The organism is Pseudoalteromonas sp. SaAl2 (genome assembly GCF_052947895.1).
The window spans coordinates 3,753,011-3,777,145 of sequence record NZ_CM129605.1 but is presented as its reverse complement, the minus strand read 5'-3'; the positions used below and the strand labels follow the sequence as shown (position 1 = coordinate 3,777,145).

Sequence of the window (24,135 nt, the reverse complement as noted above, 5' to 3'; positions counted from 1 at the left end):
GTTCTAACTACAGCACCTAATTGGCTTAATTTTCTTCCAACTCGATGTTGATACCCAGTGAGCGGATTTCTTTCAACAATACGTTGAACGATTCTGGCATACCTGGTTCCATTTTATGGTTACCATCAACGATGTTTTTATACATCTTAGTACGACCGTTCACGTCATCCGATTTCACTGTTAGCATTTCTTGTAGAGTGTAAGCAGCACCGTATGCTTCAAGTGCCCATACTTCCATCTCACCGAAACGCTGGCCACCGAACTGTGCTTTACCACCCAGCGGCTGCTGAGTAACAAGGCTATAAGAACCAGTTGAACGTGCATGCATCTTGTCATCAACTAAGTGATTTAGTTTCAGCATGTACATGTAACCTACTGTTACTTGACGTTCAAACTGATCACCAGTACGGCCATCATAAAGTGTAACCTGACCACTTCTTGGGTAGCCACCTAACTCAAGCATGTCTTTGATTTCGTCTTCTTTCGCGCCATCAAATGCAGGAGTAGCGATTGGTAAACCACCTTTTAAGTTTTCAGCTAAGCGACGAACTTCATCATCAGAGAAGCTAGCAATGTCTACTTTTTGACGGCAATCACCGATCTCGTAGGCTTGCTTGATGAATTCACGTAGCTCATGAAGCTCACGTTGTTCTTTCATCATTTCTTCTAGACGCTCACCGATACCACGTGCAGCTAGACCCATATGTGTTTCAAGGATCTGACCGATGTTCATACGTGATGGTACACCTAGTGGATTTAGTACGATATCTACCGTACGACCTTTGTCATCGTATGGCATATCTTCTACTGGTACGATAGTCGAGATAACACCTTTGTTACCGTGACGACCCGCCATCTTATCACCCGGTTGGATACGACGTTTAACAGCTAGGTATACTTTAACAATCTTAAGTACGCCTGGTGCTAAGTCATCACCTTGAGTGATCTTACGACGTTTGTTTTCAAACTTCTTATCGTATTCAGCTTTAAGCTCATCGTACTGTGCAGCTAGTTGTTCAAGTTCAGCTTGCTTATCTTCTTCAGCAAGGCTTTGAGTTAGTAGCTTCTCAGCATTAAGTGTCGCTAATTGTTCTTCGTTTTGACCAGCAGCTACAAGTAACTTGCGAGCACGGTCTAACACGCCTGCTTCAAGAATACGGAATTCTTCATTAAAGTCTTTTTTCGCATCACGAAGTTGCATTTCTTCAACTTCTAGCGCGCGCTTGTCTTTTTCAACACCATCACGGGTGAAAACTTGCACGTCGATTACAGTACCAGTTACAGAATTTGGTACACGTAATGAGCTGTCTTTAACGTCAGACGCTTTTTCACCGAAGATCGCACGTAGTAGCTTCTCTTCTGGTGTTAATTGCGTTTCGCCTTTCGGAGTCACTTTACCTACTAGGATATCGCCGCCTTTAACTTCAGCACCGATATAAACAACACCTGATTCATCAAGTTTGCCTAGTGCAGATTCGCCTACATTAGGGATATCTGCTGTGATCTCTTCAGGACCTAACTTAGTATCACGGGCAATACACTGTAGTTCTTGAATGTGGATAGTCGTTAGACGATCTTCTTCAACTACGCGCTCTGATAGTAGGATTGAATCCTCGAAGTTATAACCGTTCCATGGCATGAATGCCACGCGAAGGTTTTGACCAAGGGCTAAGTCACCTAAGTCAGTCGAAGGACCATCTGCTAACACATCGCCACGAGTAACCGGTTCGCCAACCATACAAGTTGGTTTTTGGTTAATACATGTATTTTGGTTAGAACGGGTGTATTTAGTTAAGTTGTAGATGTCGATACCCGCTTCACCAGGGATGCGTTCTTCTTCATGTACATTAACAACGATGCGACTTGCGTCAGCATACATTACTTCACCACCACGTTTTGCAACAATCGTTACACCAGAATCTTTCGCTAGTGTTAACTCAATACCTGTACCTACTAACGGCTTATCCGCTTTCAATGTTGGTACTGCTTGACGTTGCATGTTTGAACCCATCAATGCACGGTTAGCATCATCGTGTTCTAGGAACGGGATAAGTGCTGCCGCTACAGAGATCACCTGTTGTGGTGATACATCCATATATTGCTGGTCCATGCGACCCATAAAGGTTGATTCACCTTTGTGTCGACATGGGATTAATTCATCAACAAACTCATTGGTTTCAGTTAAGTTTGAGTTCGCCTGCGCGATAACAAACTGACCTTCTTCAATGGCTGATAAGTAATCAACTTCATCAGTTACAACACCGTCTACCACTTTGCGGTAAGGTGTTTCTAAGAAACCATAGTCATTTGTACGTGCATACGTAGACAATGAGTTAATTAGACCGATGTTTGGACCCTCAGGAGTCTCGATTGGACATACGCGACCATAGTGAGTTACGTGAACGTCACGTACTTCGAAGCCAGCGCGTTCACGCGTTAGACCGCCCGGACCTAATGCAGAAATACGACGCTTATGCGTTACTTCTGATAGCGGGTTATTTTGGTCCATAAACTGTGATAACTGAGATGAACCAAAGAACTCTTTAACCGCTGCCGAAATAGGCTTAGCATTAATTAGATCTTGTGGCATTACCGCATCAAGGTCACCTAAGCTTAAACGCTCACGTACAGCACGTTCTACACGTACTAAACCTACACGGAATTGGTTCTCAGCCATTTCGCCAACACTACGGATACGACGGTTGCCTAAGTGGTCAATATCATCAACATCGCCTTGACCGTTACGAATAGCAATTAATACCTTCATAACAGACACGATGTCTTCTTTGCTTAATGTGCCAGGGCCTGTGTCAGTGTCATAACCAACACGGCTATTGAACTTCATACGACCTACAGTAGATAAGTCATAGCGTTCTTCTGAGAAGAATAAGTTCTCAAATAAGGCTTCAGCCGCGTCTTTCGTCGGTGGCTCGCCTGGGCGCATCATGCGATAAATTTCTACAAGTGCTTCTAAACGGTTAGTGCTTGAATCGATACGTAAGGTATCTGAAATGTATGCACCACTGTCAACTTCGTTGATATATAAAGTATCAATCTTAGTGTGACCTGCTTTAACAAGCTCAGCCATTACTTCAAGTGTTAGTTCGTCATTAGCAGTTGCGATAATCTCACCCGTTGACTCGTCAACGTAGTTCTTCGCAATAACACGGCCAATGATGTACTCATGTGGTACTTCTAACTGAGTAATGCCTTTTTTCTCAATGCTCTTGATATGACGCGCAGTAATACGACGGCCACTTTCAACCAGCACATCACCGTCTTCACCTTTAATATCAAAGGCAGCGGTTTCACCACGTAAACGTGAAGGCACAAGTTCCATAAGAACTTTACCGTCAGTTACTTCAAACGCAGTGGTGTCGAAGAACATCTCAAGGATTTCTTCAGTCGTGTACTCAAGTGCACGCAACATGATAGACGCCGGTAATTTACGACGACGGTCAATACGTACATATAAGTTATCTTTTGCATCAAACTCAAAGTCTAACCACGAACCACGGTAAGGAATTACACGTGCGTTATATAGTACTTTACCCGATGAGTGAGTTTTACCGCGGTCGTTATCAAAGAATACACCAGGGCTACGGTGTAGCTGAGAAACGATAACACGCTCTGTACCATTGATTACAAAGGTACCGGTATCGGTCATGAGCGGAATTTCGCCCATGTAAACTTCTTGCTCTTTAATGTCTTTAACTGTGCCTGGAGCTTCTTTGTCCATTACTACAAGACGCAGTTTCACGCGAAGTGGAGCAGAATAAGTCACACCGCGAATTTGACATTCTTTTACATCGAAAACTGGCTCACCAATACGATAACTTACGTATTGAAGCTCAGAATTTCCCGAGTAGCTTTTGATTGGAAACACAGATTGGAAGGCTGCTTCCAAACCATGATCGCCATCAGCGTCCGGGACTAAGAATTTTTTAAACGATTCTAACTGCGTCGACAGTAAGAAAGGTATATCCAATACTTGTGGACGTTTACCAAAATCCTTACGGATACGTTTCTTTTCAGAATAAGAGTAAGCCATGGGGTTCCTCAGCTTGCTGATCTTTGACCCGACCTGTTCTTGTAAGAACAGACTTAACTGGCATCTATGCCAAGATGTACAACATTTAATTGTTGTTCCGATAAACTCCCACTTTAACACTAGCAAACTATAAAGCGTTGAAAGTAAAGAGAAAATCAGATTTTATTTGCGCTATAAAGAATAGTCGCTATATAGCGCAAAAAGGCCGGTGATTAAATAATCACCAGCCCTTGCCTGATTTCTCAGACAGCGAACCTAGCAAAAGCTAGATTACTTAACCTCAACTTCAGCACCAGCTTCAGAAAGATCTTTAGCAAGAGCTTCAGCTTCTTCTTTAGAGATACCTTCTTTAACTGGAGTTGGAGCAGCTTCAACAAGAGCTTTCGCTTCTTTAAGGCCTAGGCCAGTTGCGCCACGTACAGCTTTGATTGCCGCAACCTTGTTAGCGCCAGCGCCAGTAAGGATTACGTCAAATTCAGTTTTCTCTTCAGCAGCTTCAGCAGCAGGACCTGCTACCATAGCAGCTGCAGCAGTTACGCCGAATTTTTCTTCCATTGCTTCAACAAGAGCAACAACGTCCATTACTGACATTTCAGCAATTGCGTCAAGGATTTGGTCTTTAGTTACAGACATTACAAATTTCCTAATAATTAACGGACTCAAAGGTCCAAAAAAATTTTACACCGAAAGAGAGTTTAAACAGCTTAAAATTAAGCAGCTTGCTCTTCTTTCTGTACGCGTACTGCTTCAATTGTTTTACACAATTTGCCAGCAGACGCTTCTTTCATAGCGCTCATTAAGCGTGCAACAGCTTCGTCGTATGTAGGTAGAGTTGCAAGCATAGCTGCATCTACTACATTACCTTCAAAAGCGGCCGTTTTAATTTCGAATTTCTCATTCTTTTTCGCGAAATCTGAGAAGATACGCGCAGCAGCACCTGGGTGCTCTGATGAGAAAGCGATTAAGCTTGGACCAACTAATGAATCGTTAAGGCACTCAAAATCTGTTCCTTCGATAGCGCGTTTTGCTAGAGTGTTACGGACAACTTTCATCCAAACACCGTTCTCACGAGCTTCTTTACGAAGGGCAGTAATTGCGCCAACTGTTACACCACGAGAATCTGCGATTACTGCAGATAGAGCACCAGTGGCTGCTTCGTTGACTTCAGCAACAATTGCTTTTTTGCCTTGAAGATTTAAAGCCATGGGTGTTACTCCTGGTTTAATGGGTTACCGTTATCGGCTTCCCTGTTTTACTCTTCCCCATCACATGTGATGGAGATGCTTTTTACGGCGAGAGCCAGAAGATTAGGAAAAATCTATCTGGGGATTCACACCGTCTACGTAGGTAAAATTAAGGCCTAAACCACCTACGGTCTTGGACGGAAGCCCAATTTATCGCTTTACCCGAAGGCGCACCGAAATTATGGACTTCAACCCGAATTCTTTACTTTGCTGAGTAATTAAATTATTCAACAAAATGGCGCAAAATTATAGTACAAATTTCACGCCATGTAAACACCTATTAAGCTACAGTTGTGCTTAAAGTGCCTTGGTCTACAGAAACACCTGCGCCCATTGTTGTAGAGATAGTTACTTTCTTCACGTAAGTACCTTTAGCTTGAGAAGGTTTAGCCTTCTTAAGCGCAACAATAAGAGATTCAAGGTTTTCTTGAAGTTGCTCAGCTGTGAAATCAACCTTACCAATAGTAGTGTGGATGATACCATTTTTGTCATTGCGGTAACGCACTTGACCAGCTTTAGCATTTTTAACTGCTTCTGCAACGTTAGGTGTTACAGTACCAGTTTTAGGGTTTGGCATTAGACCACGTGGGCCTAAGATTTGACCTAGTTGACCAACAACACGCATAGCGTCTGGTGATGCAACAACAACGTCAAAGTTCATCTCGCCTTTCTTAACTAGATCAGCAAGATCTTCCATACCTACAAGCTCAGCACCGGCTTCTTTCGCAGCTTCTGCGTTAGCGCCTTGTGTGAATACTGCAACGCGAACGTCACGGCCAGTACCGTTAGGTAGTACAGTTGCACCACGAACGTTTTGGTCAGATTTACGAGCATCGATACCAAGGTTAACGGCAACGTCAACACTTTCTACGAATTTAGCTGTCGCTAACTCTTTTAAAAGAGCAACTGCTTCGTTAATTTCGTAATCTTTAGTTACTTCCACTTTCTCGCGGATAGTACGCATACGTTTAGTTAATTTAGCCATTATCTTAGTCCTCTACGTTCAAGCCCATCGCACGCGCAGAACCTGCGATAGTGCGAACCGCAGCGTCTAAATCAGCCGCTGTAAGATCAGGTCGTTTAGTCTCAACGATTTCTTCAAGTTGAGCACGAGTAACCGAGCCTACTTTTTTCAGTGTTAGGACGGCCTGAGCCTGATTTGATGCCTGCAGCTTTCTTAAGTAAGTAAGCAGCCGGTGGCGTTTTCATGTCGAACGTAAATGAACGGTCGCCGTAAACAGAGATCACTACAGGAACTGGAGCGCCTTTTTCGATAGATTCTGTACGTGCGTTGAACGCTTTACAGAATTCCATAATGTTTACACCGTGTTGACCTAGTGCTGGACCTACTGGAGGACTAGGGTTAGCCATACCAGCAGCAACTTGTAGCTTGATTAGAGCTTCAACTTTCTTAGCCATTATAAATACCTCATTAGGTGGGTCTTAGCCTTGTGCGCGCGAGGACGCGTACTCTAGCGGCTTCCCAGTTTAAAAATTGGTTTCGTACTTTTTGTAATCAATTCAAGAAACTCTATCCCTGAATACAAAAAGGCCGCTGATTATAAGTTAATCAGCGGCCTTTTTCAAGTCCTATGCAAAGTAATAAATCACTTCGCATAAACTATCTAATTTTTATTACTTATCTTGCTCAACTTGACCAAATTCAAGGTCAACTGGCGTAGAACGACCAAAGATAAGTACTGATACTTTTACGCGACTCTTTTCGTAGTCAACGGCTTCAACCACACCGCTAAAGTCAGCGAATGGGCCATCAACAACGCGAACAACTTCACCTGGTTCAAATAATGTAGCAGGTTTAGGTGCTTCAGCGTTTTCTTGTAAGCGGTTAAGAATACGGTCAGCTTCTTTCGAGCTGATTGGCGCTGGACGGTCAGATGTACCACCGATAAAGCCCATTACACGTGCAGTGCTATTCACTAAGTGCCAGCTTGCATCGTTCATATCCATTTGTACTAGTACATAACCTGGGAAGAATTTACGCTCAGATTTACGCTTTTGACCAGCGCGCATCTCAACAACTTCCTCTGTTGGTACTAATATTTCACCAAAACTGTCTTCTAAACCTTCAATCTTGATATGCTCAAGAAGGGTTTGTGCAACACGCTTCTCATAACCTGAGAAAGCCTGTACTACGTACCAACGTAGTTTCTTTTCGTTGTTCTCATCCGACATGGGATCAGATCTCCAATCCAGTTAAAAAGCCTACTGCGCGGAATAAAATGCCATCTAATCCCCAAAGGATAAGTGCCATAATCACAGTTGCTACCATTACAATAAATGTCGTATGGGTAGTTTCTTGGCGCGTTGGCCACACTACTTTACGTACTTCAATACGCGCTTCTTTTGCAAAAGCAAGGAAGGTACGTCCTTTTTCTGTTACTGCAGCAATACCTAAACCGGCTGCAACCGCAATAACAACACCAATAGCACGTAATAACACAGACTGGTCTGCATACATATAATTACCAACTACTGCGCCTGCAAGTAGCGCAATTGCTACAAGCCACTTTACTGCATCCATCCCACTTGATGGCGTTTCTACATTCGTGCTCATAATATTATTACCTTAACTACAGACACAACAACCCTACACTACGGCAGGGTTAATCCATTAAAATCTAAACTTAAAAACAGACTTATTTAAACCGATTTTTAACCTAAGACTTTACCCACTCACAAGAAAATTGGCAGGGGCGGAGAGATTCGAACTCCCAACCGTCGGTTTTGGAGACCGCTGTTCTACCAATTGGAACTACGCCCCTGCAAAGTGGATGCCTATTATACTTACGCAATTCATTAACACAAGAGTAAAAGATACCCATATTATAAAATCTTAGCGGTTAATTTACCGCTAAGTTAATAAATATACCCAAACTACCTCTTGAGGTGGTTTAGGTATAACTTATTTAGCCCCTTTCACTAGTGGTACACCATTGTTGCCAACAGGAATATACACTGTGGTGTGATTTGGTGACTCAGCCATTTTCATTTGTGCATTAATCGCTTCATGCTGTAAATAATTAGGTGTTAGCGTGGCATTAATTATCTTTTGTGCCTGAGCGATACCTTTGGCTTCTTCCACTCTGATCTCTGCATCCTTACGAGCAATTTCTTTTTGCGTTTCTTTTTCTGATAACAACTGCTGTGCGGCGAGTTTCTTCTCTACTGCATTGGCAACTATCGCCGGGTAATTTATGTTACCGACAACGACGTTTGCTAAATTAAATGGCGTCGCAGATAGATATTTTTGTAGCCTGACAGTCACTTCCAACGCTATTTTTTCACGATTGGTTTTAAGTTCTCCACTATCATATTTTTGCACGATATCGCGAACATAGGTTCTAAAGGTTTCTCTTACAAACCGTTGATACCAATTTTCACCACCAAACTGCTCAATTACGGTTTTAACCGAACCCGTCTCAATCGAAATCACAGCATGAAAATCAAACCGAATATTTAAATCATCGTTAGCCAGTATTTGAAATGTTTCAGTATACGTATTTGGTCGCATATCTATATTTATGACTTCATTACGTAACAATGACATTCCAAAATTAGCAGGGCCAACCATAGAGCCTTGATAACCCCCTTCTCCGAATACTCTTGGCTTTTCGTACACATAACCCTCTTGACCTGCGGGCGTGCTTGGGTTGGTACACGCTGTTAAGCCACCTAAAACCGCGCCGGCAAGTATTACGCCTTTGATTAAGTTATTAACGACTACTTGCGTCCCTGACTTTCTCATTTTCATTTTTCTCTTATTGTTTACTTATTATGCCAAACGTAATAATTCACCTTTATAAAAATCACATAAGAGCCAAATTTGCTCAAACGGATGATTAGTAGGTATTACGATATTATCAAGCTGAGCTTCAAAATCAGCTTTAGACCATAATGGGCTTGCATTTCGAATCAATAGCCAAGCCCGTTTTGAGTTGTAATTTTTAGTCGCTTTTTGTTGTAGCAAACGTTGTAAGGCGGTACATAATTTAGAGTCGTTTGGGTCTTGAGCCAGCTGTGCGATTGCACGCTGCATAGAAATCGATAGTGGTCGCCCAAGTATAGCCATCGCCTCAATTTCACTGGCATACAAGTGCGCAATTTCAATATCTAATTTAGCCTCACCTTGATAACAACTAATATCAGGCTTGCTTGGTGAGTTATGCCAAATGTTTCGCATTTTAGTGCCGTATTTTTTTCGTAGCACTGCAAAAATAATTTAGCTGCGCCATGCTCAAGCGCTATTTTTTCACGCTCGCTATCACGCTTCATTTAATATCGCATAAACGTTACTTAACAAACTAGAAGCACCAAACCTAAATGTCAGTGGGCTTAAGTAGTCTTGTCCCATAATATCTGTAGCGAGTGCCAAATATTCATCGGCCTGAGCGACTGTTTTAACACCGCCGGCAGCCTTAAAACCAACTAACTTTCCAGAGCCTTTAATAGCATTCAGCATTATCTTAGTCGCTTGCAAAGTAGCATTTACGGCTACTTTACCTGTACTTGTTTTTACAAAGTCAGCGCCGCCATCAATAGCAATTTGGGTCGCTTGAGTAATTAGCTCTGGTGTTTTTAGTTCTCCGGATTCGATAATTACTTTTAATTTCACATGCTCTGGGCAACACTCTTTACTGGCTTTAACATATTTCAAGGCTAACTCATGCTCGCCAGCCATAAATGCTTGATAAGGTAAAACCAAATCAATTTCATCAGCTCCACGCTCTATCGCGATAAGTGTTTCATTAATTACATCATTAAGCGGATTATTCCCAGTTGGAAAGTTGGTCACCGTTGCCACTTTAACGTGATTTAACTCTCTTTCACCGAGAAATACTTTGGCGTCATCGACAAACTCACTATACACACAAATAGCAGCTGGTATGCCCAACTTGGGCTCAATACTTTCAACCAGCGTTTTTATACTCGCAGTGGTATCGTCATCATTTAAACTTGTTAAATCCATTAATTGCACAGCTAATAGTGTTGTCATAAATTTATCCTGATAGCGGTAGTACTGACTATACTACCAAATTTCCATAATCTCGCTATAGCTCATAACCAAACACTATAAGTACTCAGCTCACATCCATATCACTTGTAACTCGGCGCAATCCCCTGTTAACTAAGCCTTAGGCCAAATTAACATACCGCATATAACTTTTAGTTATATAAACTGGGTTTTAATTATTTTTTACTTCGCATAGAGCGCTATATTCTGCCTTTCTGAAAAGCATTTATGCTACGACTGTTGTTAAGGGGTGTTACTACAATGCAATATTTACCTATCTTTACCAAGTTAGACAATAAACCTGTGTTGGTTGTTGGCGGTGGAGATGTGGCACTTAGAAAGTGCCGTGCATTTTTAAAAGCCCGCGCAGCGGTTACTCTAGTGGCCCCTGAGTTTTGTGATGAGCTCATTGAGCTTGCAAACAATAATGAAGTAACACTGGTTGAAGCCTATTTTAACGAGCAGCACCTTGAGGGCATGATGCTGGTTATTGCAGCCACAGATCTTGAAGACGTGAACGCCCAAGTATTTGAACTTGCCAACGCCCGCAATATTTTTGTTAACGTAGTTGATGACCAGCCTAAATGCAGCTTTATCTTTCCGTCAATTGTTGACCGCGACCCAATCACTATTGCGATTTCAAGTGCCGGAACAGCCCCCGTATTAGCACGTCGTTTACGCGAAAAGCTTGAAACACTTATCCCACAACATATCGGCCCACTTGCGACTCTAGTAGGTAGTTTTCGCGATAAAGTAAAACAACGCTTTAAACACTTTGCCGATCGCCGTCAGTTTTGGGAAACCGTATTTGACTCATCAGTGGTAAGTAAAGTACAAACGGGTGACACAGATGCAGCAACCGCGCAGCTTGAACAGCTACTTGATGCCAAGCCAGAGCCAGAAGGCGAAGTATATGTCATTGGTGCAGGCCCTGGCGATCCTGAGTTATTAACCTTAAAAGCACTGCAATTAATGCAACAAGCCGATGTAGTAGTTTATGACTACTTAGTCTCTGATGAAATTATGGACCTAGTCCGTCGTGATGCCGATTTGGTATGTGTAGGCAAGCGCCTAGGCGATCACAGTGTTGCTCAAGAAGATACCAATCAGATGCTGGTCGACTTTGCCAAACAAGGTAAAAAAGTGTGCCGCATTAAAGGTGGCGACCCATTTATTTATGGCCGTGGTGGTGAAGAAGTACAAGTACTAGCTGCGAATGACGTAAGTTACCAGATAGTTCCCGGCATTACCGCTGCCGCAGGTTGTAGTGCCTACGCAGGCATTCCACTGACTCACCGTGATCATGCACAAGCTATTCAATTTGTTACCGGTCACTGTAAAAAAGACGGTCAAGAATTAGATTGGCAATCACTGGCTAAAGCAAACCAAACGTTAGCTATTTATATGGGGGTGATCAAATCACCGCATATTCAAGCGCAGTTATTAAAACATGGCCGAGGCGCAGATACACCGGTGGCCATTATTGAAAACGGTACTCGCAAAAATCAACGCGTAGTAACCGGTAAACTAGGTGAACTGGCCGACTTAATTGAACGTCACAGCATTATTTCACCGGCATTATTAATTATTGGTGAAGTTGCTTCATTACATGAAGAGCTTCATTGGTTTGGCGCAAAGCCCAAACCAGCAGCTTTGCACAGCCACTAACTGGCGTAGCATAAGCATTAAACTATTTATTTAGATTTTAACTTTTAATCATTTTAGTAGGACGACTAACAATGGCTTTAACTCACCTTCAGCAATTAGAAGCTGAAAGTATCAAAATCATGCGCGAAGTCGCCGCTGAGTTTGAAAACCCAGTTATGCTTTACTCTATTGGTAAAGATTCATCGGTGCTTTTACATTTAGCGCGTAAAGCGTTTTACCCTGGCAAAATTCCATTTCCACTACTTCATGTTGATACTAACTGGAAGTTTAAAGAAATGATTGAATTTCGTGACCGCCTTGCGAAAGAGTATGGTTTTGACTTACTCGTCCATAAAAACCCTGAAGGTTTGGCCATTGATATCAGCCCATTCACCCATGGCTCTGGTAAGCATACCGATATAATGAAAACTCAAGGCTTAAAGCAGGCGCTTGATAAGTATGGTTTTGATGCCGCATTTGGTGGCGCGCGCCGCGATGAAGAAAAATCTCGTGCAAAAGAACGTGTTTACTCGTTCCGTGATAAACATCATCGTTGGGATCCAAAAAATCAACGTCCTGAGCTTTGGAATACCTATAACAGCCAAGTGAACCCAGGTGAGAGTATTCGTGTATTCCCACTATCTAACTGGACAGAGCTTGATATTTGGCAATACATTTATCAAGAAAACATCGATATGGTTCCACTTTATTTAGCAAAAGAACGCCCAGTTGTAGAGCGTGATGGCACCTTGATCATGGTTGATGATGAGCGTATGCCGCTTAATGAAGGCGAAGTACCACAAATGAAGTCAGTACGTTTTCGTACTCTTGGCTGTTACCCACTTACCGGTGCGGTAGAGTCAACAGCAAGCACATTAACTGAAATTATCGAAGAAATGCTGTTATCGACTTCATCAGAGCGTGAAGGACGAGTCATTGACCATGATTCAGCAGGTTCAATGGAGAAGAAAAAACGTGAGGGCTATTTCTAATGTCTACTAATACTAACGACACCATTAACGAAGTAAGAGAAATTGGCATCGACGCCTACCTTGCTCGCCAACAAGATAAAAGCCTATTACGTATGTTGACCTGTGGCAGCGTGGATGATGGTAAATCAACTCTGATTGGCCGCCTATTACATGACAGTCACCAAATTTATGAAGATCAGCTTGCTGCACTGCATAAAGATAACGAAAAAGTCGGTAACGCCGGCGAAGAGCTTGATTTAGCACTATTGGTTGATGGCCTACAAGCCGAGCGTGAGCAAGGTATTACCATTGACGTAGCGTATCGTTACTTCTCAACCGCTAAACGTAAGTTTATTATTGCTGACACCCCAGGGCATGAGCAATATACCCGCAACATGGTAACCGGTGCATCAACCAGTGATGTCGCCATTATTCTTGTTGATGCCCGTTACGGTGTACAAGTACAAACTAAGCGTCATAGCTTTATTTGTGACTCACTGGGCATTAAACAGTTTGTTGTGGCAATTAACAAAATGGATATCGTTGATTTTGACGAAACCGTTTATGAGCGCATTAAAGCTGATTACCTAAAATTTGCTGAGCAACTGAATGTATCTAACATCAAGTTTGTACCTATGTCAGCGCTTAAAGGCGATAACGTGGTTACTCGCTCTGAGCACACACCGTATTACACAGACAAACCACTACTTGAGTTACTAGAAGACTCGCCAGCGGCCGAAACCGACACCGGCTTTGAAGCGCGTTTCCCAGTGCAATATGTAGTGCGCCCTAACTTAAACTTCCGAGGTTTTCAAGGTACATTAACCTCTGGCAAGTTAAGCGTTGGCGATGCAATAAAAGTATTACCATCGGGTAAGACATCAAGCATCAAAGAGCTGGTAACGTTTGACGGTAACTTAGATACCGCACAAGCGGGCCAAGCCATTACCATCACGCTAAATACTGAAATAGATATTAGCCGTGGCGATGTGATTGTTCCAGCTGATTCTACAATTGCTGTTACTAACCAAGTACAAGCAAAGCTAGTATGGATGCATGAAGCACCGTTGGTACTAGGTAAAAGCTATAACTTTAAGTTAGGCAGTAAAAATACATCTGCTATCGTTAAGAAGATTGACCACACCATTGACGTGAACACGCTTGAGCATGGCAGCGCAGACAGCCTACAACTTAATGAAATTGCCATTGTAACGCTTGAGCTGACAGAAACGATTTTAGCTGATGAATATCATAACAATCACGAAACCGGCTCGTTTATTTTAATCGACCGTTTGTCTAATTTAACCGTTGCAGCAGGCATGGTAGAACAAGCACTTGCCAGCCAAGAACAAAGCGGTGACTTTAGTGATTTTGAAGTTGAATTTAACGCTTTAGTACGCAAGCACTTCCCACATTGGCAAGCGCTTGATATCTCAAAGCTTAAATAATCAACACTGCCTGTTAAGGACGCATAAAGCATGTATCAACAGCTAGTATTAACAGGCATTATGCTAACTTTAGTCGGCTGCCTCTTTGGCACCCGACTAAAGCCGGCATGGCTTTTTGTCGGTGCCATTGGCACCGCCTATTTAGCTGGCCTGATTGAGCTTGAAGATATGCTGATTAACTACGCCAATCCATCACTGATCACCCTAGTGTTATTGGTGTTGGTTTCTATCGCGGTTGAAAAAACCACGCTAGTACAAAAGTTAGCCCAGTCATTGTCTAAAGGTAGCTTAACCAGCTCAGTGACAAAGCTTGGCCTATCGACCGCTTTTTTATCATCATTTACTAATAACACAGCCGTGGTTGCGTCATTAATTACCTCAATTAAAGACAACCCAACCCATTCACCTTCAAAGCTGTTATTACCTTTATCGTACACCGCTATTTTAGGTGGCACAATTACCTTAATTGGTACTTCAACAAATTTAATCGTCAATGGTTTTGCCGTTGATGCTGGTATGGCACCACTGGGTTTTTTCGACTTTACCTTAGTCGGCTTAGGCGCATTAAGTGTTGGCCTAATTACTATTTTAGTCATGCTTAAATATTTACCCGACAACGGTAAAAACGACCAAGAAGTTGTGCCCTTTTACCTCGAAGGTAAAGTAGAGCCAGGCTCAAAACTGATTGGTAAAAGCGTAGAAGAAAATGGCCTACGCGACCTTAAAGACTTATTCCTCGCAGAGATATTACGAGGCGACAGACGCATATGCGCGGTCACTCCGCAGCAAATTATTAAATCTGGCGATGTATTACTGTTTGTTGGCGATATTAAATCAGTACCACTACTCACACGTTTTGATGGCTTAAAAGTGGTGCATGACAAACACGAAAAAGACGTAGAACACCTTGTTGAAGTGGTGGTGAGTCAGTCATCTAAATTTATTGGTAAAACGGTTAAAGAGATTCGCTTTCGAGAGCAGTTTCATGCCGCAGTAATCGCAATTCGCCGTGGTCACGACCGCCTGCAAGGTGGCCTTGGAAAAGTGCAGTTACAAGCTGGCGACTCACTGATTCTTGCTCCCGGTAAAGACTTTTATACCCTACCTAATTTAAAGCGCGAGTTTGTTTATATCTCAGGGCTTGATTTACAAACCCATTTAGCGCCAAAGCAATCTAATTTAGTGCTTGCCAGCTTTGCAGCCGTGTTAGGCTTAAGCATTTTTGGTATCGTGCCACTTGTTAAAGGCTTACTGGTATTGCTCATCGGTTTAATGCTTAGCGGTACAATTAAATTAAACGAAGTGAAACGCCGATTCCCGATTGAACTACTCGCAGTAGTTGGCAGTGCCATTGGCCTTGCCAAACTCATGATAGGCACAGGCCTAGCTGGGCAGATATCTGATGCAATGTTTTATGTGCTCGGTGACTTTGGCCCATATGGTGCGTTTATCGCCATATTTATTATGACTGTTTTATTCACTGAGCTTATTACAAACAATGCAGCAGCGGCATTATCGTTTCCGGTTGCATACGCACTGGCGGTTGGCTTTAATGTTGACCCGCTGCCCTTTATTATGGCGGTGGCATTTGGTGCCTCGGCCAGTTTTATATCGCCGTTTGGTTATCAAACTAACTTAATGGTTTACAGCGCGGGCAATTACCGGCTAAAAGATTACGTATTAATGGGTTTACCGCTTTCTATTATTTATTCAATAACGGTATTAACCCTTATTCCGCTGGTATTCCCGTTTTAAGCCAACGCATTAGCACATAAAGAGTAAGAGAGTATTACAATGGATGAGAACATTGTTTGGCATAACTATGCCATTACTAAAGCGCAACGTAGTGAACATAAGAGCCATAAACCCGCTATTTTGTGGTTTACTGGTTTTTCTGGCTCAGGTAAAAGCACCGTTGCTAATGCACTTGAAAGCGCACTTAATCAGCAAGGTATTCATACCTACTTGCTCGATGGCGACAACGTACGCCATGGCTTATGTAAAGACCTAGGCTTTAGTGATGAAGATCGCATCGAGAATATTCGCCGCGTAGGCGAAACAGCCAAACTTATGGTTGATGCCGGACTTTTGGTACTCACCGCATTTATTTCACCGTTTCGCGCCGAGCGCGATATGGTTAGAGACTTAGTCGATGACGGTGAGTTCATTGAAGTGTTTATAGATACACCGCTGGATGTATGTGAAAGCCGCGACCCTAAAGGCCTTTATAAAAAAGCCCGCGCGGGCGAAATTAAACACTTCACAGGGGTAGATTCTGATTATCAAATTCCCAACTCACCAGAAATAATCTTAGATACCAGTAAAAATAGCCTAGACCAATCGGTGCAAGAGCTGATAGCGTATCTAAAACAACAGCAAATTATTAAAGGTTAAGTCATGAACCAAACGGAACTGCTAGAAGAAGTATTAATCCTCGCTCGCCAAGCTGGTAGCGCTATTATGGGGATTTACGAAAAAGATTTTAACGTTGAATACAAAGCCGACGAAAGCCCAGTAACCGACGCTGATCTAGCAGCTCACAAAGTCATCGCTAATGGTTTAAAGCACTTAACCCCTGACATTCCAATTCTTAGTGAAGAAAGCGCCGATATCAGCTGGGATGTGCGTCAAACATGGGAGCGTTATTGGCTGGTTGACCCAATTGATGGCACTAAAGAATTTATTAAAAAGAACGGCGAATTTACTGTTAACATCGCTCTAATCGAAAATGGCAAACCCACGTTAGCCGTGGTTGATGCCCCTGCACTTGGGGTTTCTTACCTAGCTGCTGAAGCTATTGGTGCATTTAAAGATAAAGGCGATGAACGCATTGAGCTTAAAGTAACGACTAAAGCAAATAAAGGCTTAATTCGCGTAGTCGGCAGCCGTTCGCATCCTTCTCCTGATTTAGCTGAATTTGTAAAACGCTTTGATGACGTTGAAATGGTCTCAAAAGGCAGTTCATTAAAGCTGTGCTTAGTCGCCGAAGGCAGCGCTGATATATACCCACGCCTCGGCCCAACCTGCGAATGGGACACAGGCGCAGGCCATGCTATTGCCGAAATAGCTGGTGCAAAAGTCACTAAACTCGACGGCAGCCCGCTGCTATACAACAGCAAAGACGAATATTTGAATCCGTATTTTGTGGTGAGTGTGATAGAAGGATAAGCTAGCAAGAGTAAAGTTAGCGAGTTAGCTAGCTGAAGTAGCTCCGCGTTAAATTTATCATCGTTGGCTGGGTAAAGTGCAGTGACGTAGGCTGGGTAGAGCGAGGCGAAACCCAGCATGTTTAAGCCCGACTCTTCACTCGAAGGAGATGCCTTCAGCCACGAAAAACCTCGCTCAGTGTTTAAAGACAATTTCACCACCGAGAACACCGAGGCGCTGCGCGCTACACAGAGAATTTTAGCCATAAGCGGTAGAGTTTTAAGCGCTAAGTTGTAAGCCAGCACTTCGCTTGTAGGAGTTGGCTTCAGCCACGAAAAACCCTACTTGATGTTTAATTTAAAGACAATTTCACCACAGAGCTCACCGAGGCGCTGCCCGCTGCACAGAGAGTTTTAGCCATAAGCTGTAGAGTTTTAAGCACTAAGTTGTAAGCCTAGCACCCGCTCGTAAGAGATGGCTTCAGCCACGAAAAACCTCACTCGGAGTTTAATATAAAGACAATTTCACCACAGAGCTCACCGAGGCGCTTCGCGCTGCACAGAGGTTTAATATTTTGTATTCTTTTGTAGGTCGGGATTTATCCCGTCACATTTCTCAGACTAAAGCCTGACCTACAAGATATAGAGCCGCAAGCCCAAATCCCCGCAGGAAATGGCCTCAACAACGAAAAGCTTTCTGCGTTAAAATTTTTTCGTGCATGATTTATTGCTGTACCTTAAAATGAAATCACAACTAATTATAAGGAACAATAATGACGACTGTTGAAAAAGCGATTGAATCGGCATACCAAACACAAGTTACTAATTTATATAACGCCCTGAGTCAGGCAATTTTAGGGGCTAATGGTGATGTTGAGGATATTGCTGTTGCTGAGGCAAGCTTTAAAAAAGGCTTGGCCTTTGCTGCCGATATTAAAGCTCGCGCGCTTAACGCAGCTGCGCAATAACTGTTTATTAGAGTGAGCACACAACTGTGCTCACTCACTATATTCTACGGCACACTGTGCCCTGTAGAGCCCTGCCAAATACGGTACCACTGCTCGCGGTTTAGTTTTAACTGCTTGGCGGCGACAGCTGATTCAACACGTTTGATATTGCCCGTACCAAGTACTACAGATGGCGCACTTGGGTGCATTAACAACCATGCATATACCACTTGGTCAATTGAACTTGCGCCAATTTCGCTAGCAACTTGTTCAAGCACAAGGCGTAGACGAATGGCTTTTTCATCGTTTTCTGCGAACAAGCGCCCACCGGCAAGCGGTGACCAACACATAGGTTTAATATCGAGCAACTGACATTGATCCAACGTGCCATCATCAAGGGCTTTCATTTCATAAGGTGAAAACTCAACTTGGTTTGTCACTAATTCAAAATCCAGACGTGACTGTAATAAACTTAGCTGTGATGGTGTAAAGTTCGATACACCAAACTCTAACACATCACCGTTTTGCTTTAAGGTATTAAAAGCTTGTGCCATTTCATCGGCATGCATTAAATAATCAGGGCGGTGAATCAACAGCACATCTAACCGGTCAGTATTAAAGTGCTTGAGTGACTGTTGAGCTGAAGTAATAATATGTTGCGCACTCGAATCATAGTGGCTGGCCTGCCCTGCCAACCCTAGACTTGGAAACGCAGGCTTAATTCCGCATTTAGTGATTATTTTAATTTCATCACGAATGCTTGGCTTAAGCGCCAAAGCCTTACCAAACTCAGCCTCACAACCATATTCACCGTAAATATCGGCGTGATCTGTATCTGTTACACCTGCTTCAATAGCCTGCTCAAGAAAGTTTAAACATTGCTGCGGGGTGATTTGCCAATCTAATAAGCGCCAAAATCCAAGGACTAACTCATTTATTTTTCGTTCTGTATTACTCATATTGTTACCTGCACTAACCTTTATAATTAACGAGTTAAGCGTGCGTTAATATACCGTTACACTTTAATCGTTCATTCAAATGATTTATGCTTTATTCTACCTACTTATTAAGGTATTAATAGCAATAAAGGTTTGTACCTATAAAACAAAATAAAGGAATAATAACAATGAAATCAGCAAATGCTATATCTGCTTGTATTGATATTTTTATCAGCCCGAGTAAGGCTTTTAATGGCCTTAAAGAAGCAAAGGGTTGGTCTTGGCTTGCCTTCGCACTTATTGCAACAATGTTACTAGCAAGCACCTATGTATTTTACACTAATACTGATCCTCAATTTATATTAGAAGAGCAAGTTGCAGCAGCAAGTGTTGATGCCACTATTGGTGAACAAAAAATGATTCGCCAAAGTATGGAACAAGGCATAGACAACCAAATATGGTTTGCTATGGGTGGTGGTATATTCGGTATTATCTTAATAAACGCATTAGTTGCTGGGTACTATTTACTTGTCTCAAAACAAGACCCAGATGCTAATTACAGCTACGGTGCATGGTATGGTTTTGGCTTTTGGGCCATGATGCCCATGATTATTTCTAGCTTAGGTGTAATCGCTTTAGTATTAACAGCAAGTACTAACGAACTTTCCATGAGCTTATTTAATTACGCCTCTATCAATCAATTAGTATTAGGCCTAAAGCTTGGTCACCCGTTTTATACCATGATGGAAAGTTTAAATGTGTTCAATATTTGGGGTATTGCTTTAGCTGCTATTGGCCTTAAATGTTGGACTAACTTTAGCTTAAATAAAGCAATTCTTTTTGCTGCCCTACCAAGCATTATAATTTATGGAATTTGGACAGTGATTGCTGTTATTTAAAAGTGATTGGGTAAGTACGCTTACCCACTTACACATACGGAAATAAAAATGAAAAAAAGCTATAATCGTCACTCTCGCCATTGCCGCATTTATTGGTTTAATTGTATCAAAGCAAATTACAGGTAACAAAGAAGCGCCAGAAGTAAATATAGCGCAGGTTGAGCAAGGCAGTATTGCTGACTCTATTCTGGCATCGGGTAATTTAGTATTTAATACACAAGTGCAACTTCGCTCAGAGGTAACCGGCCGAGTAGACAAGGTATTTGTAGAAGAAGGTCAAAGTGTGAAGCAAGGCGATATTTTAATGCGCCTTGATACTACGGCGTTTGAGTCAGAAGTAAATCGTAATAAGGCTGCGCTCCGTGCTAGCGAAATCGAAATTAAACACAGTAAAACACGCTTAATTAATATTGAACGCCAATTAAAGCGACAAAAAGAATTGTATGATGTTGGCCTTGCAGGACAAGAGGTTTACGAAAACCTACAAAATGCGCGTGATCTGGCAAAAATAGATATTGAAGCTCGTCGAGAGGCCTATAACCAAGCCAAAGCTTCGCTCTCTATTGCAGAGGATAGGCTCAGTAAGAGTGTATTTCGCGCCCCTATGAGCGGATTGTTAGCGTCTGTAAATATTAAAGAAGGTGAAACTGTTATAGCCGGTACCACCAATATCATTGGCTCAGATTTAATGCTGGTTGCAGATCCGAGCGCGATTTTAGCTGAGTTAAGAGTGGATGAAACTGATATCGCGGGGATTAAGCTTGATCAACACGCTGACATTTATGCCGCCGCTTACCCAAATCAACCTTTCACTGGTAAAGTCATCAATATTGGCACATCCGCTAAAAATCAAGCGGGCTCTCAGGGGCTATCGTTTCGAGTGAAAGTACTGCTTGATAACACTGATAGACAACTTTATGCCGGCATGAGTTGTCGTGCTGAAATTGCCACCAGTATTGCTGTAGATGGCTTAAAGCTGCCTATAGAAGCTGTACAAAAAGAAGAAGATAAACATTTTGTTTGGCGCTTAAACGATGACAACACAGTCACTAAAACCTATGTCGAAGTGGGTATTTCATCAGATATAGAACAAGCCATTACCAAAGGCTTAACCAAAGGTGAGCGCATTGTAATTGGCCCTGCTCGCCCCGTTAGCAAATTAAAAGAAAATGATACCGTAAAAGTAAAACAGCCTATTGCTGAGGATGCGTAAAAATGTCGGCGGTTATTAGGCTTGAACATATCAACAAACAATACAAAATGGGTGAGCAAATATTTAAAGCACTCGATGATGTAAACGTTGTTATTGATGAAAATGAATATGTGGCGATCATTGGTCCGTCCGGCTCAGGTAAATCTACTTTAATGAATTTACTCGGCTGTTTAGACACCCCGACCAGTGGCGATTACTTTTTAAAAGATAAACTTGTAAAAAGCATGACTGAGACGGAGCTTGCTCATCAGCGTAATGAAAGTGTTGGCTTTATTTTCCAGAGTTTTAATTTATTGCCACGTGCCTCAGCTCTTGAAAATGTAATGCAACCCTTAGTATATCGCTTTATTCCTGCTAAGCAGCGTAAACAGCATGCGCTTGAAGCACTAAAGCGGGTAGGCCTTGGCGATAAGGTAGATCATTTATCAAGCCAGTTATCAGGGGGTCAGCGTCAACGAGTCGCGATTGCTCGCGCACTGGTGACTAAGCCACATATTTTATTAGGTGATGAACCAACAGGTAACCTCGATAGTAAAACCACCACCGAGATCATGGCGTTATTTGATGAGCTGCATAACGAAGGCCACACCATTATATTGGTGACTCATGAGCAAGACATTGCTGATCACTGCCAGCGTGTTATTCGTTTGGTTGATGGCAAAGTCGTCAGCGATGTGCGTAAAGGTGAAGGAGATAAACAACATGTTTAAATCTGCCATTGCGATAATGGAAGGCACAAAAGCAGCGTTAATGGCAATTAAAGCTAACGCAATGCGAAGTGCACTTACCTGCTTAGGTATTATTATTGGGGTAGCTGCGGTAATAACTGTGGTTGCGGTAATGCAGGGCTTTACCAAACAAATTAATGATCAGCTTGCTGATATGGCACCTGATGTTACCTCTATCAAACCCTTTACTAGTATTGAAAAAGAAATGGTCGGTAAAAATGCCAAACTTACCTATACCGACTTTTTAACCCTAAAAGCACGAGTAAAAGAAGCCGAAACCTTCACTGCACTTATGTTTACATGGCGCTTTTCAGGCGGTGCTGAGTACGGCAATAAAAGCCACTCATCCCGCGTTATGGGCACAGAGCAAGACTACCAAAAAGCCTATCGCACCTTCCCAGAGCTTGGACGCTTTATTCGCGCAGAAGATGATGAAAAACGCCGTCGAGTTGCTTTTATAGGCCCGTCCATCATTGAGAAACTTAACCTGCCAGACAACCCCGTTGGTGAGTACATTAAACTCGGTGGCGAATGGTTTAGAATTATTGGCGTGGCTGAAAAGCAAGGCAGCTTGCTGGGCTTTGATCAAGACGATTATATTAATATTCCCATTAGTACTATGAGTGCGCTTGAAGGGGCAAGCAGCACTAGCAACGTGCAAATTATGTTTAGATTAAAAGAAAGCAGCGACGAAGAGTTAGTACTTGCCAAGATCACCCGTATTTTGCGTCAGTTGCATAAACTAAAAGACGGTGAAGAAAACGATTTTGAATTCGAAACTGCTGAAAAAGCCCGTGCTAACGTAGATAAATTTACCGGCAGTGCTACTGCGATTACAGCTGGTATAGTCGGTATTAGTTTAGTCGTAGGTGGTATTGGTGTAATGAATATCATGCTGGTATCGGTTACCGAACGTACCCGTGTTATTGGCACATTAAAAGCACTTGGCGCAACGCCTGGGTTTATTATGTTGCAGTTTTTGGTAGAAGCTGTGGTGTTATCATTATTTGGCGGTTTAATTGGCCTGGCGATTGGCTATGGCGCAGCTGCACTTATTTCGCTCTCGGTACCGAGTATGCCTGATGCCTATATACCCGGCTGGGCAATTATGTTGTCGTTTGGGTTTACTTCTCTAATCGGCATAGTATTTGGTTTAGCCCCCGCGATAAAAGCCGCGAGGCTAAACCCTATTGATGCACTTCGTTACGAGTAATTATTGTACTTTATAAGGTACCTTAGCACAGCTTACTTCCACTGTTTTAGGGTACCAGATAGGGCCAACATCATTGACAACCAGCTCGGCCAAGCCATTGGTAAATGATTTATAAGTGTGCACACTTTGCCATTGCGAGTCAGGACAGATGTCAGATAAATCTACCGCGTTAGAACCTTCATATAATGCTGCTGCAAAATTGTGATGCCATTGTTCACTTTTGTGGTTTTTCGCCAAGTCATCATACTCACCATTATCAAAATGAATATTAGTACAACCAGTTACAACCATTAGCAGCAAACAAAGAGTCAAAAGTGTTAGATTTTTCATATTCCAGCTCCTGCAACCTGCTGTTCATTGCACCAGACTCTAATAGTGTGCGGTGCATATATTCCTAGGGTTACCAAACCTAACGCGCCATCGGTAAATGTTTGTTGTGACTGCATCTGTACAACGGTTTGATCGCCACATACCTTTTTTACATCTACTCGTTGCTCACCTACTAGCCCCCACATAAAAAATGGGCGGCTATCTTGATAGCTAGGTTTAGAACTAAGCTTAGCAACTTGCTGCGGTTGAATAGTCACCGAAGAACAAGCACCGAGCATGAGTAACGCTGAGCAAGTAATTAACGCTCTCATTGTTATATCCTTTTTAT

Annotated in this window: 21 protein-coding genes, 1 tRNA gene and 3 pseudogenes; 11 read left to right on the top strand and 14 right to left on the bottom strand. The window is 42.5% G+C overall.

From position 1 onward, the window contains the following. Positions 1-25 precede the first annotated feature (25 nt). From rpoB to deoC, 11 genes and pseudogenes are all read right to left on the bottom strand, one after another. Positions 26-4,051, bottom strand: a complete 4,026-nt coding sequence (rpoB, locus tag ACU8V8_RS17830; protein ID WP_446888392.1) for a DNA-directed RNA polymerase subunit beta — start codon at positions 4,049-4,051, stop codon at positions 26-28. A 270-nt stretch (positions 4,052-4,321) separates the two neighbouring features. After that, positions 4,322-4,684: a 50S ribosomal protein L7/L12 gene (gene rplL, locus ACU8V8_RS17825; protein WP_087532500.1), complete on the bottom strand. Its 363-nt coding sequence runs from the start codon at positions 4,682-4,684 to the stop codon at positions 4,322-4,324. Positions 4,685-4,761: 77 nt separating this feature from the next. Further along, the gene (rplJ, locus tag ACU8V8_RS17820) at positions 4,762-5,256 is read right to left on the bottom strand and encodes a 50S ribosomal protein L10 (protein ID WP_087532501.1); all 495 of its coding nucleotides are present in this window, start codon (positions 5,254-5,256) and stop codon (positions 4,762-4,764) included. Positions 5,257-5,575: 319 nt separating this feature from the next. After that, positions 5,576-6,280 (bottom strand): 50S ribosomal protein L1, encoded by a 705-nt coding sequence (gene rplA, locus ACU8V8_RS17815; RefSeq protein ID WP_087532502.1) that lies wholly within the window; start codon positions 6,278-6,280, stop codon positions 5,576-5,578. A gap of 4 nt (positions 6,281-6,284) precedes the next feature. Beyond that, positions 6,285-6,714: pseudogene (gene rplK, locus ACU8V8_RS17810) on the bottom strand (50S ribosomal protein L11). Positions 6,715-6,930: 216 nt separating this feature from the next. Beyond that, the gene (nusG, locus tag ACU8V8_RS17805; protein ID WP_087532504.1) at positions 6,931-7,488 is read right to left on the bottom strand and encodes a transcription termination/antitermination protein NusG; all 558 of its coding nucleotides are present in this window, start codon (positions 7,486-7,488) and stop codon (positions 6,931-6,933) included. Positions 7,489-7,492: 4 nt separating this feature from the next. After that, the gene (gene secE, locus ACU8V8_RS17800) at positions 7,493-7,870 is read right to left on the bottom strand and encodes a preprotein translocase subunit SecE (RefSeq protein WP_087532505.1); all 378 of its coding nucleotides are present in this window, start codon (positions 7,868-7,870) and stop codon (positions 7,493-7,495) included. Between the two features lie 131 nt (positions 7,871-8,001). Further along, positions 8,002-8,078: transfer RNA gene (locus ACU8V8_RS17795), tRNA-Trp, on the bottom strand. Between the two features lie 140 nt (positions 8,079-8,218). Further along, positions 8,219-9,067 (bottom strand): SPFH domain-containing protein, encoded by an 849-nt coding sequence (locus tag ACU8V8_RS17790; protein ID WP_446888391.1) that lies wholly within the window; start codon positions 9,065-9,067, stop codon positions 8,219-8,221. 21 nt (positions 9,068-9,088) lie between these two features. Further along, positions 9,089-9,588 (bottom strand): annotated as a pseudogene (locus tag ACU8V8_RS17785) (hypothetical protein). Continuing rightward, on the bottom strand, positions 9,578-10,309 hold the full coding sequence (gene deoC / locus ACU8V8_RS17780) for a deoxyribose-phosphate aldolase (RefSeq protein ID WP_446888390.1): 732 nt from the start codon (positions 10,307-10,309) through the stop codon (positions 9,578-9,580). Before deoC ends, ACU8V8_RS17785 begins: the two are co-directional and overlap by 11 nt. Positions 10,310-10,588: 279 nt before the next feature. Between deoC and cysG the strand changes: the two are divergent. From cysG to ACU8V8_RS17745, 7 genes and pseudogenes are all read left to right on the top strand, one after another. Further along, positions 10,589-12,009: pseudogene (gene cysG, locus ACU8V8_RS17775) on the top strand (siroheme synthase CysG). Positions 12,010-12,066: 57 nt separating this feature from the next. Further along, on the top strand, positions 12,067-12,966 hold the full coding sequence (gene cysD / locus ACU8V8_RS17770; protein ID WP_446888389.1) for a sulfate adenylyltransferase subunit CysD: 900 nt from the start codon (positions 12,067-12,069) through the stop codon (positions 12,964-12,966). Next, positions 12,966-14,393 carry a sulfate adenylyltransferase subunit CysN gene (cysN, locus tag ACU8V8_RS17765; RefSeq protein WP_446888388.1) on the top strand — a complete coding sequence of 476 codons (1,428 nt, stop codon included), beginning with the start codon at positions 12,966-12,968 and terminating at the stop codon, positions 14,391-14,393. Before cysD ends, cysN begins: the two co-directional genes overlap by 1 nt. A gap of 30 nt (positions 14,394-14,423) precedes the next feature. Next, positions 14,424-16,148 (top strand): SLC13 family permease, encoded by a 1,725-nt coding sequence (locus ACU8V8_RS17760; RefSeq protein WP_446888387.1) that lies wholly within the window; start codon positions 14,424-14,426, stop codon positions 16,146-16,148. Between the two features lie 39 nt (positions 16,149-16,187). After that, entirely contained in the window at positions 16,188-16,787 is a 600-nt protein-coding gene (gene cysC / locus ACU8V8_RS17755; RefSeq protein ID WP_446888386.1) for an adenylyl-sulfate kinase, read from the top strand. Positions 16,788-16,790: 3 nt separating this feature from the next. Beyond that, entirely contained in the window at positions 16,791-17,561 is a 771-nt protein-coding gene (gene cysQ / locus ACU8V8_RS17750) for a 3'(2'),5'-bisphosphate nucleotidase CysQ (protein WP_446888385.1), read from the top strand. Positions 17,562-18,312: 751 nt separating this feature from the next. Beyond that, positions 18,313-18,507, top strand: a complete 195-nt coding sequence (locus tag ACU8V8_RS17745) for a hypothetical protein (protein ID WP_446888384.1) — start codon at positions 18,313-18,315, stop codon at positions 18,505-18,507. A 44-nt stretch (positions 18,508-18,551) separates the two neighbouring features. Here ACU8V8_RS17745 and ACU8V8_RS17740 read toward each other — a convergent pair whose 3' ends face one another. Further along, positions 18,552-19,445, bottom strand: coding sequence for an aldo/keto reductase (locus tag ACU8V8_RS17740; RefSeq protein ID WP_446888383.1), 894 nt, complete (start codon positions 19,443-19,445; stop codon positions 18,552-18,554). Positions 19,446-19,612: 167 nt separating this feature from the next. Between ACU8V8_RS17740 and ACU8V8_RS17735 the strand changes: the two genes are divergently transcribed. The 4 genes from ACU8V8_RS17735 (at position 19,613) to ACU8V8_RS17720 (ending at position 23,477) form a co-directional block, all read left to right on the top strand. Further along, positions 19,613-20,323, top strand: coding sequence for a YIP1 family protein (locus tag ACU8V8_RS17735; RefSeq protein ID WP_446888382.1), 711 nt, complete (start codon positions 19,613-19,615; stop codon positions 20,321-20,323). Positions 20,324-20,384: 61 nt separating this feature from the next. Next, a complete protein-coding gene (locus tag ACU8V8_RS17730) occupies positions 20,385-21,536 on the top strand; it encodes an efflux RND transporter periplasmic adaptor subunit (protein ID WP_446889670.1) in 1,152 nt (383 codons plus the stop codon). 2 nt (positions 21,537-21,538) lie between these two features. Beyond that, positions 21,539-22,246, top strand: a complete 708-nt coding sequence (locus ACU8V8_RS17725; protein ID WP_446888381.1) for an ABC transporter ATP-binding protein — start codon at positions 21,539-21,541, stop codon at positions 22,244-22,246. After that, positions 22,239-23,477, top strand: a complete 1,239-nt coding sequence (locus tag ACU8V8_RS17720) for an ABC transporter permease (RefSeq protein WP_446888380.1) — start codon at positions 22,239-22,241, stop codon at positions 23,475-23,477. The genes ACU8V8_RS17725 and ACU8V8_RS17720 overlap by 8 nt, the downstream gene beginning before the upstream one ends. Here the strand turns inward: ACU8V8_RS17720 and ACU8V8_RS17715 are convergent, their stop codons facing one another. Both ACU8V8_RS17715 and ACU8V8_RS17710 read right to left on the bottom strand, forming a co-directional pair. Beyond that, positions 23,478-23,807 (bottom strand): Bor/Iss family lipoprotein, encoded by a 330-nt coding sequence (locus ACU8V8_RS17715; protein ID WP_446888379.1) that lies wholly within the window; start codon positions 23,805-23,807, stop codon positions 23,478-23,480. Continuing rightward, positions 23,804-24,118, bottom strand: a complete 315-nt coding sequence (locus ACU8V8_RS17710) for a Bor family protein (protein WP_446888378.1) — start codon at positions 24,116-24,118, stop codon at positions 23,804-23,806. Before ACU8V8_RS17710 ends, ACU8V8_RS17715 begins: the two co-directional genes overlap by 4 nt. Between the last annotated feature and the right edge of the window lie 17 nt (positions 24,119-24,135).

Bases quoted from the DNA above. Each gene is read 5' to 3' on its own strand.
- nusG (WP_087532504.1), bottom strand. From the start codon at position 7,488: ATGTCGGATGAGAACAACGAAAAGAAACTACGTTGGTACGTAGTACAG.
- ACU8V8_RS17790 (WP_446888391.1), bottom strand. From the start codon at position 9,067: ATGAAAATGAGAAAGTCAGGGACGCAAGTAGTCGTTAATAACTTAATC.
- cysD (WP_446888389.1), top strand. From the start codon at position 12,067: ATGGCTTTAACTCACCTTCAGCAATTAGAAGCTGAAAGTATCAAAATC.
- ACU8V8_RS17735 (WP_446888382.1), top strand. From the start codon at position 19,613: ATGAAATCAGCAAATGCTATATCTGCTTGTATTGATATTTTTATCAGC.
- ACU8V8_RS17720 (WP_446888380.1), top strand. From the start codon at position 22,239: ATGTTTAAATCTGCCATTGCGATAATGGAAGGCACAAAAGCAGCGTTA.
- rplJ (WP_087532501.1), bottom strand. From the start codon at position 5,256: ATGGCTTTAAATCTTCAAGGCAAAAAAGCAATTGTTGCTGAAGTCAAC.
- rplL (WP_087532500.1), bottom strand. From the start codon at position 4,684: ATGTCTGTAACTAAAGACCAAATCCTTGACGCAATTGCTGAAATGTCA.
- ACU8V8_RS17725 (WP_446888381.1), top strand. From the start codon at position 21,539: ATGTCGGCGGTTATTAGGCTTGAACATATCAACAAACAATACAAAATG.
- rplA (WP_087532502.1), bottom strand. From the start codon at position 6,280: ATGGCTAAATTAACTAAACGTATGCGTACTATCCGCGAGAAAGTGGAA.
- cysC (WP_446888386.1), top strand. From the start codon at position 16,188: ATGGATGAGAACATTGTTTGGCATAACTATGCCATTACTAAAGCGCAA.
- ACU8V8_RS17760 (WP_446888387.1), top strand. From the start codon at position 14,424: ATGTATCAACAGCTAGTATTAACAGGCATTATGCTAACTTTAGTCGGC.
- ACU8V8_RS17710 (WP_446888378.1), bottom strand. From the start codon at position 24,118: ATGAGAGCGTTAATTACTTGCTCAGCGTTACTCATGCTCGGTGCTTGT.
- cysN (WP_446888388.1), top strand. From the start codon at position 12,966: ATGTCTACTAATACTAACGACACCATTAACGAAGTAAGAGAAATTGGC.
- cysQ (WP_446888385.1), top strand. From the start codon at position 16,791: ATGAACCAAACGGAACTGCTAGAAGAAGTATTAATCCTCGCTCGCCAA.
- deoC (WP_446888390.1), bottom strand. From the start codon at position 10,309: ATGACAACACTATTAGCTGTGCAATTAATGGATTTAACAAGTTTAAAT.
- secE (WP_087532505.1), bottom strand. From the start codon at position 7,870: ATGAGCACGAATGTAGAAACGCCATCAAGTGGGATGGATGCAGTAAAG.
- ACU8V8_RS17745 (WP_446888384.1), top strand. From the start codon at position 18,313: ATGACGACTGTTGAAAAAGCGATTGAATCGGCATACCAAACACAAGTT.
- ACU8V8_RS17715 (WP_446888379.1), bottom strand. From the start codon at position 23,807: ATGAAAAATCTAACACTTTTGACTCTTTGTTTGCTGCTAATGGTTGTA.
- ACU8V8_RS17740 (WP_446888383.1), bottom strand. From the start codon at position 19,445: ATGAGTAATACAGAACGAAAAATAAATGAGTTAGTCCTTGGATTTTGG.
- rpoB (WP_446888392.1), bottom strand. From the start codon at position 4,051: ATGGCTTACTCTTATTCTGAAAAGAAACGTATCCGTAAGGATTTTGGT.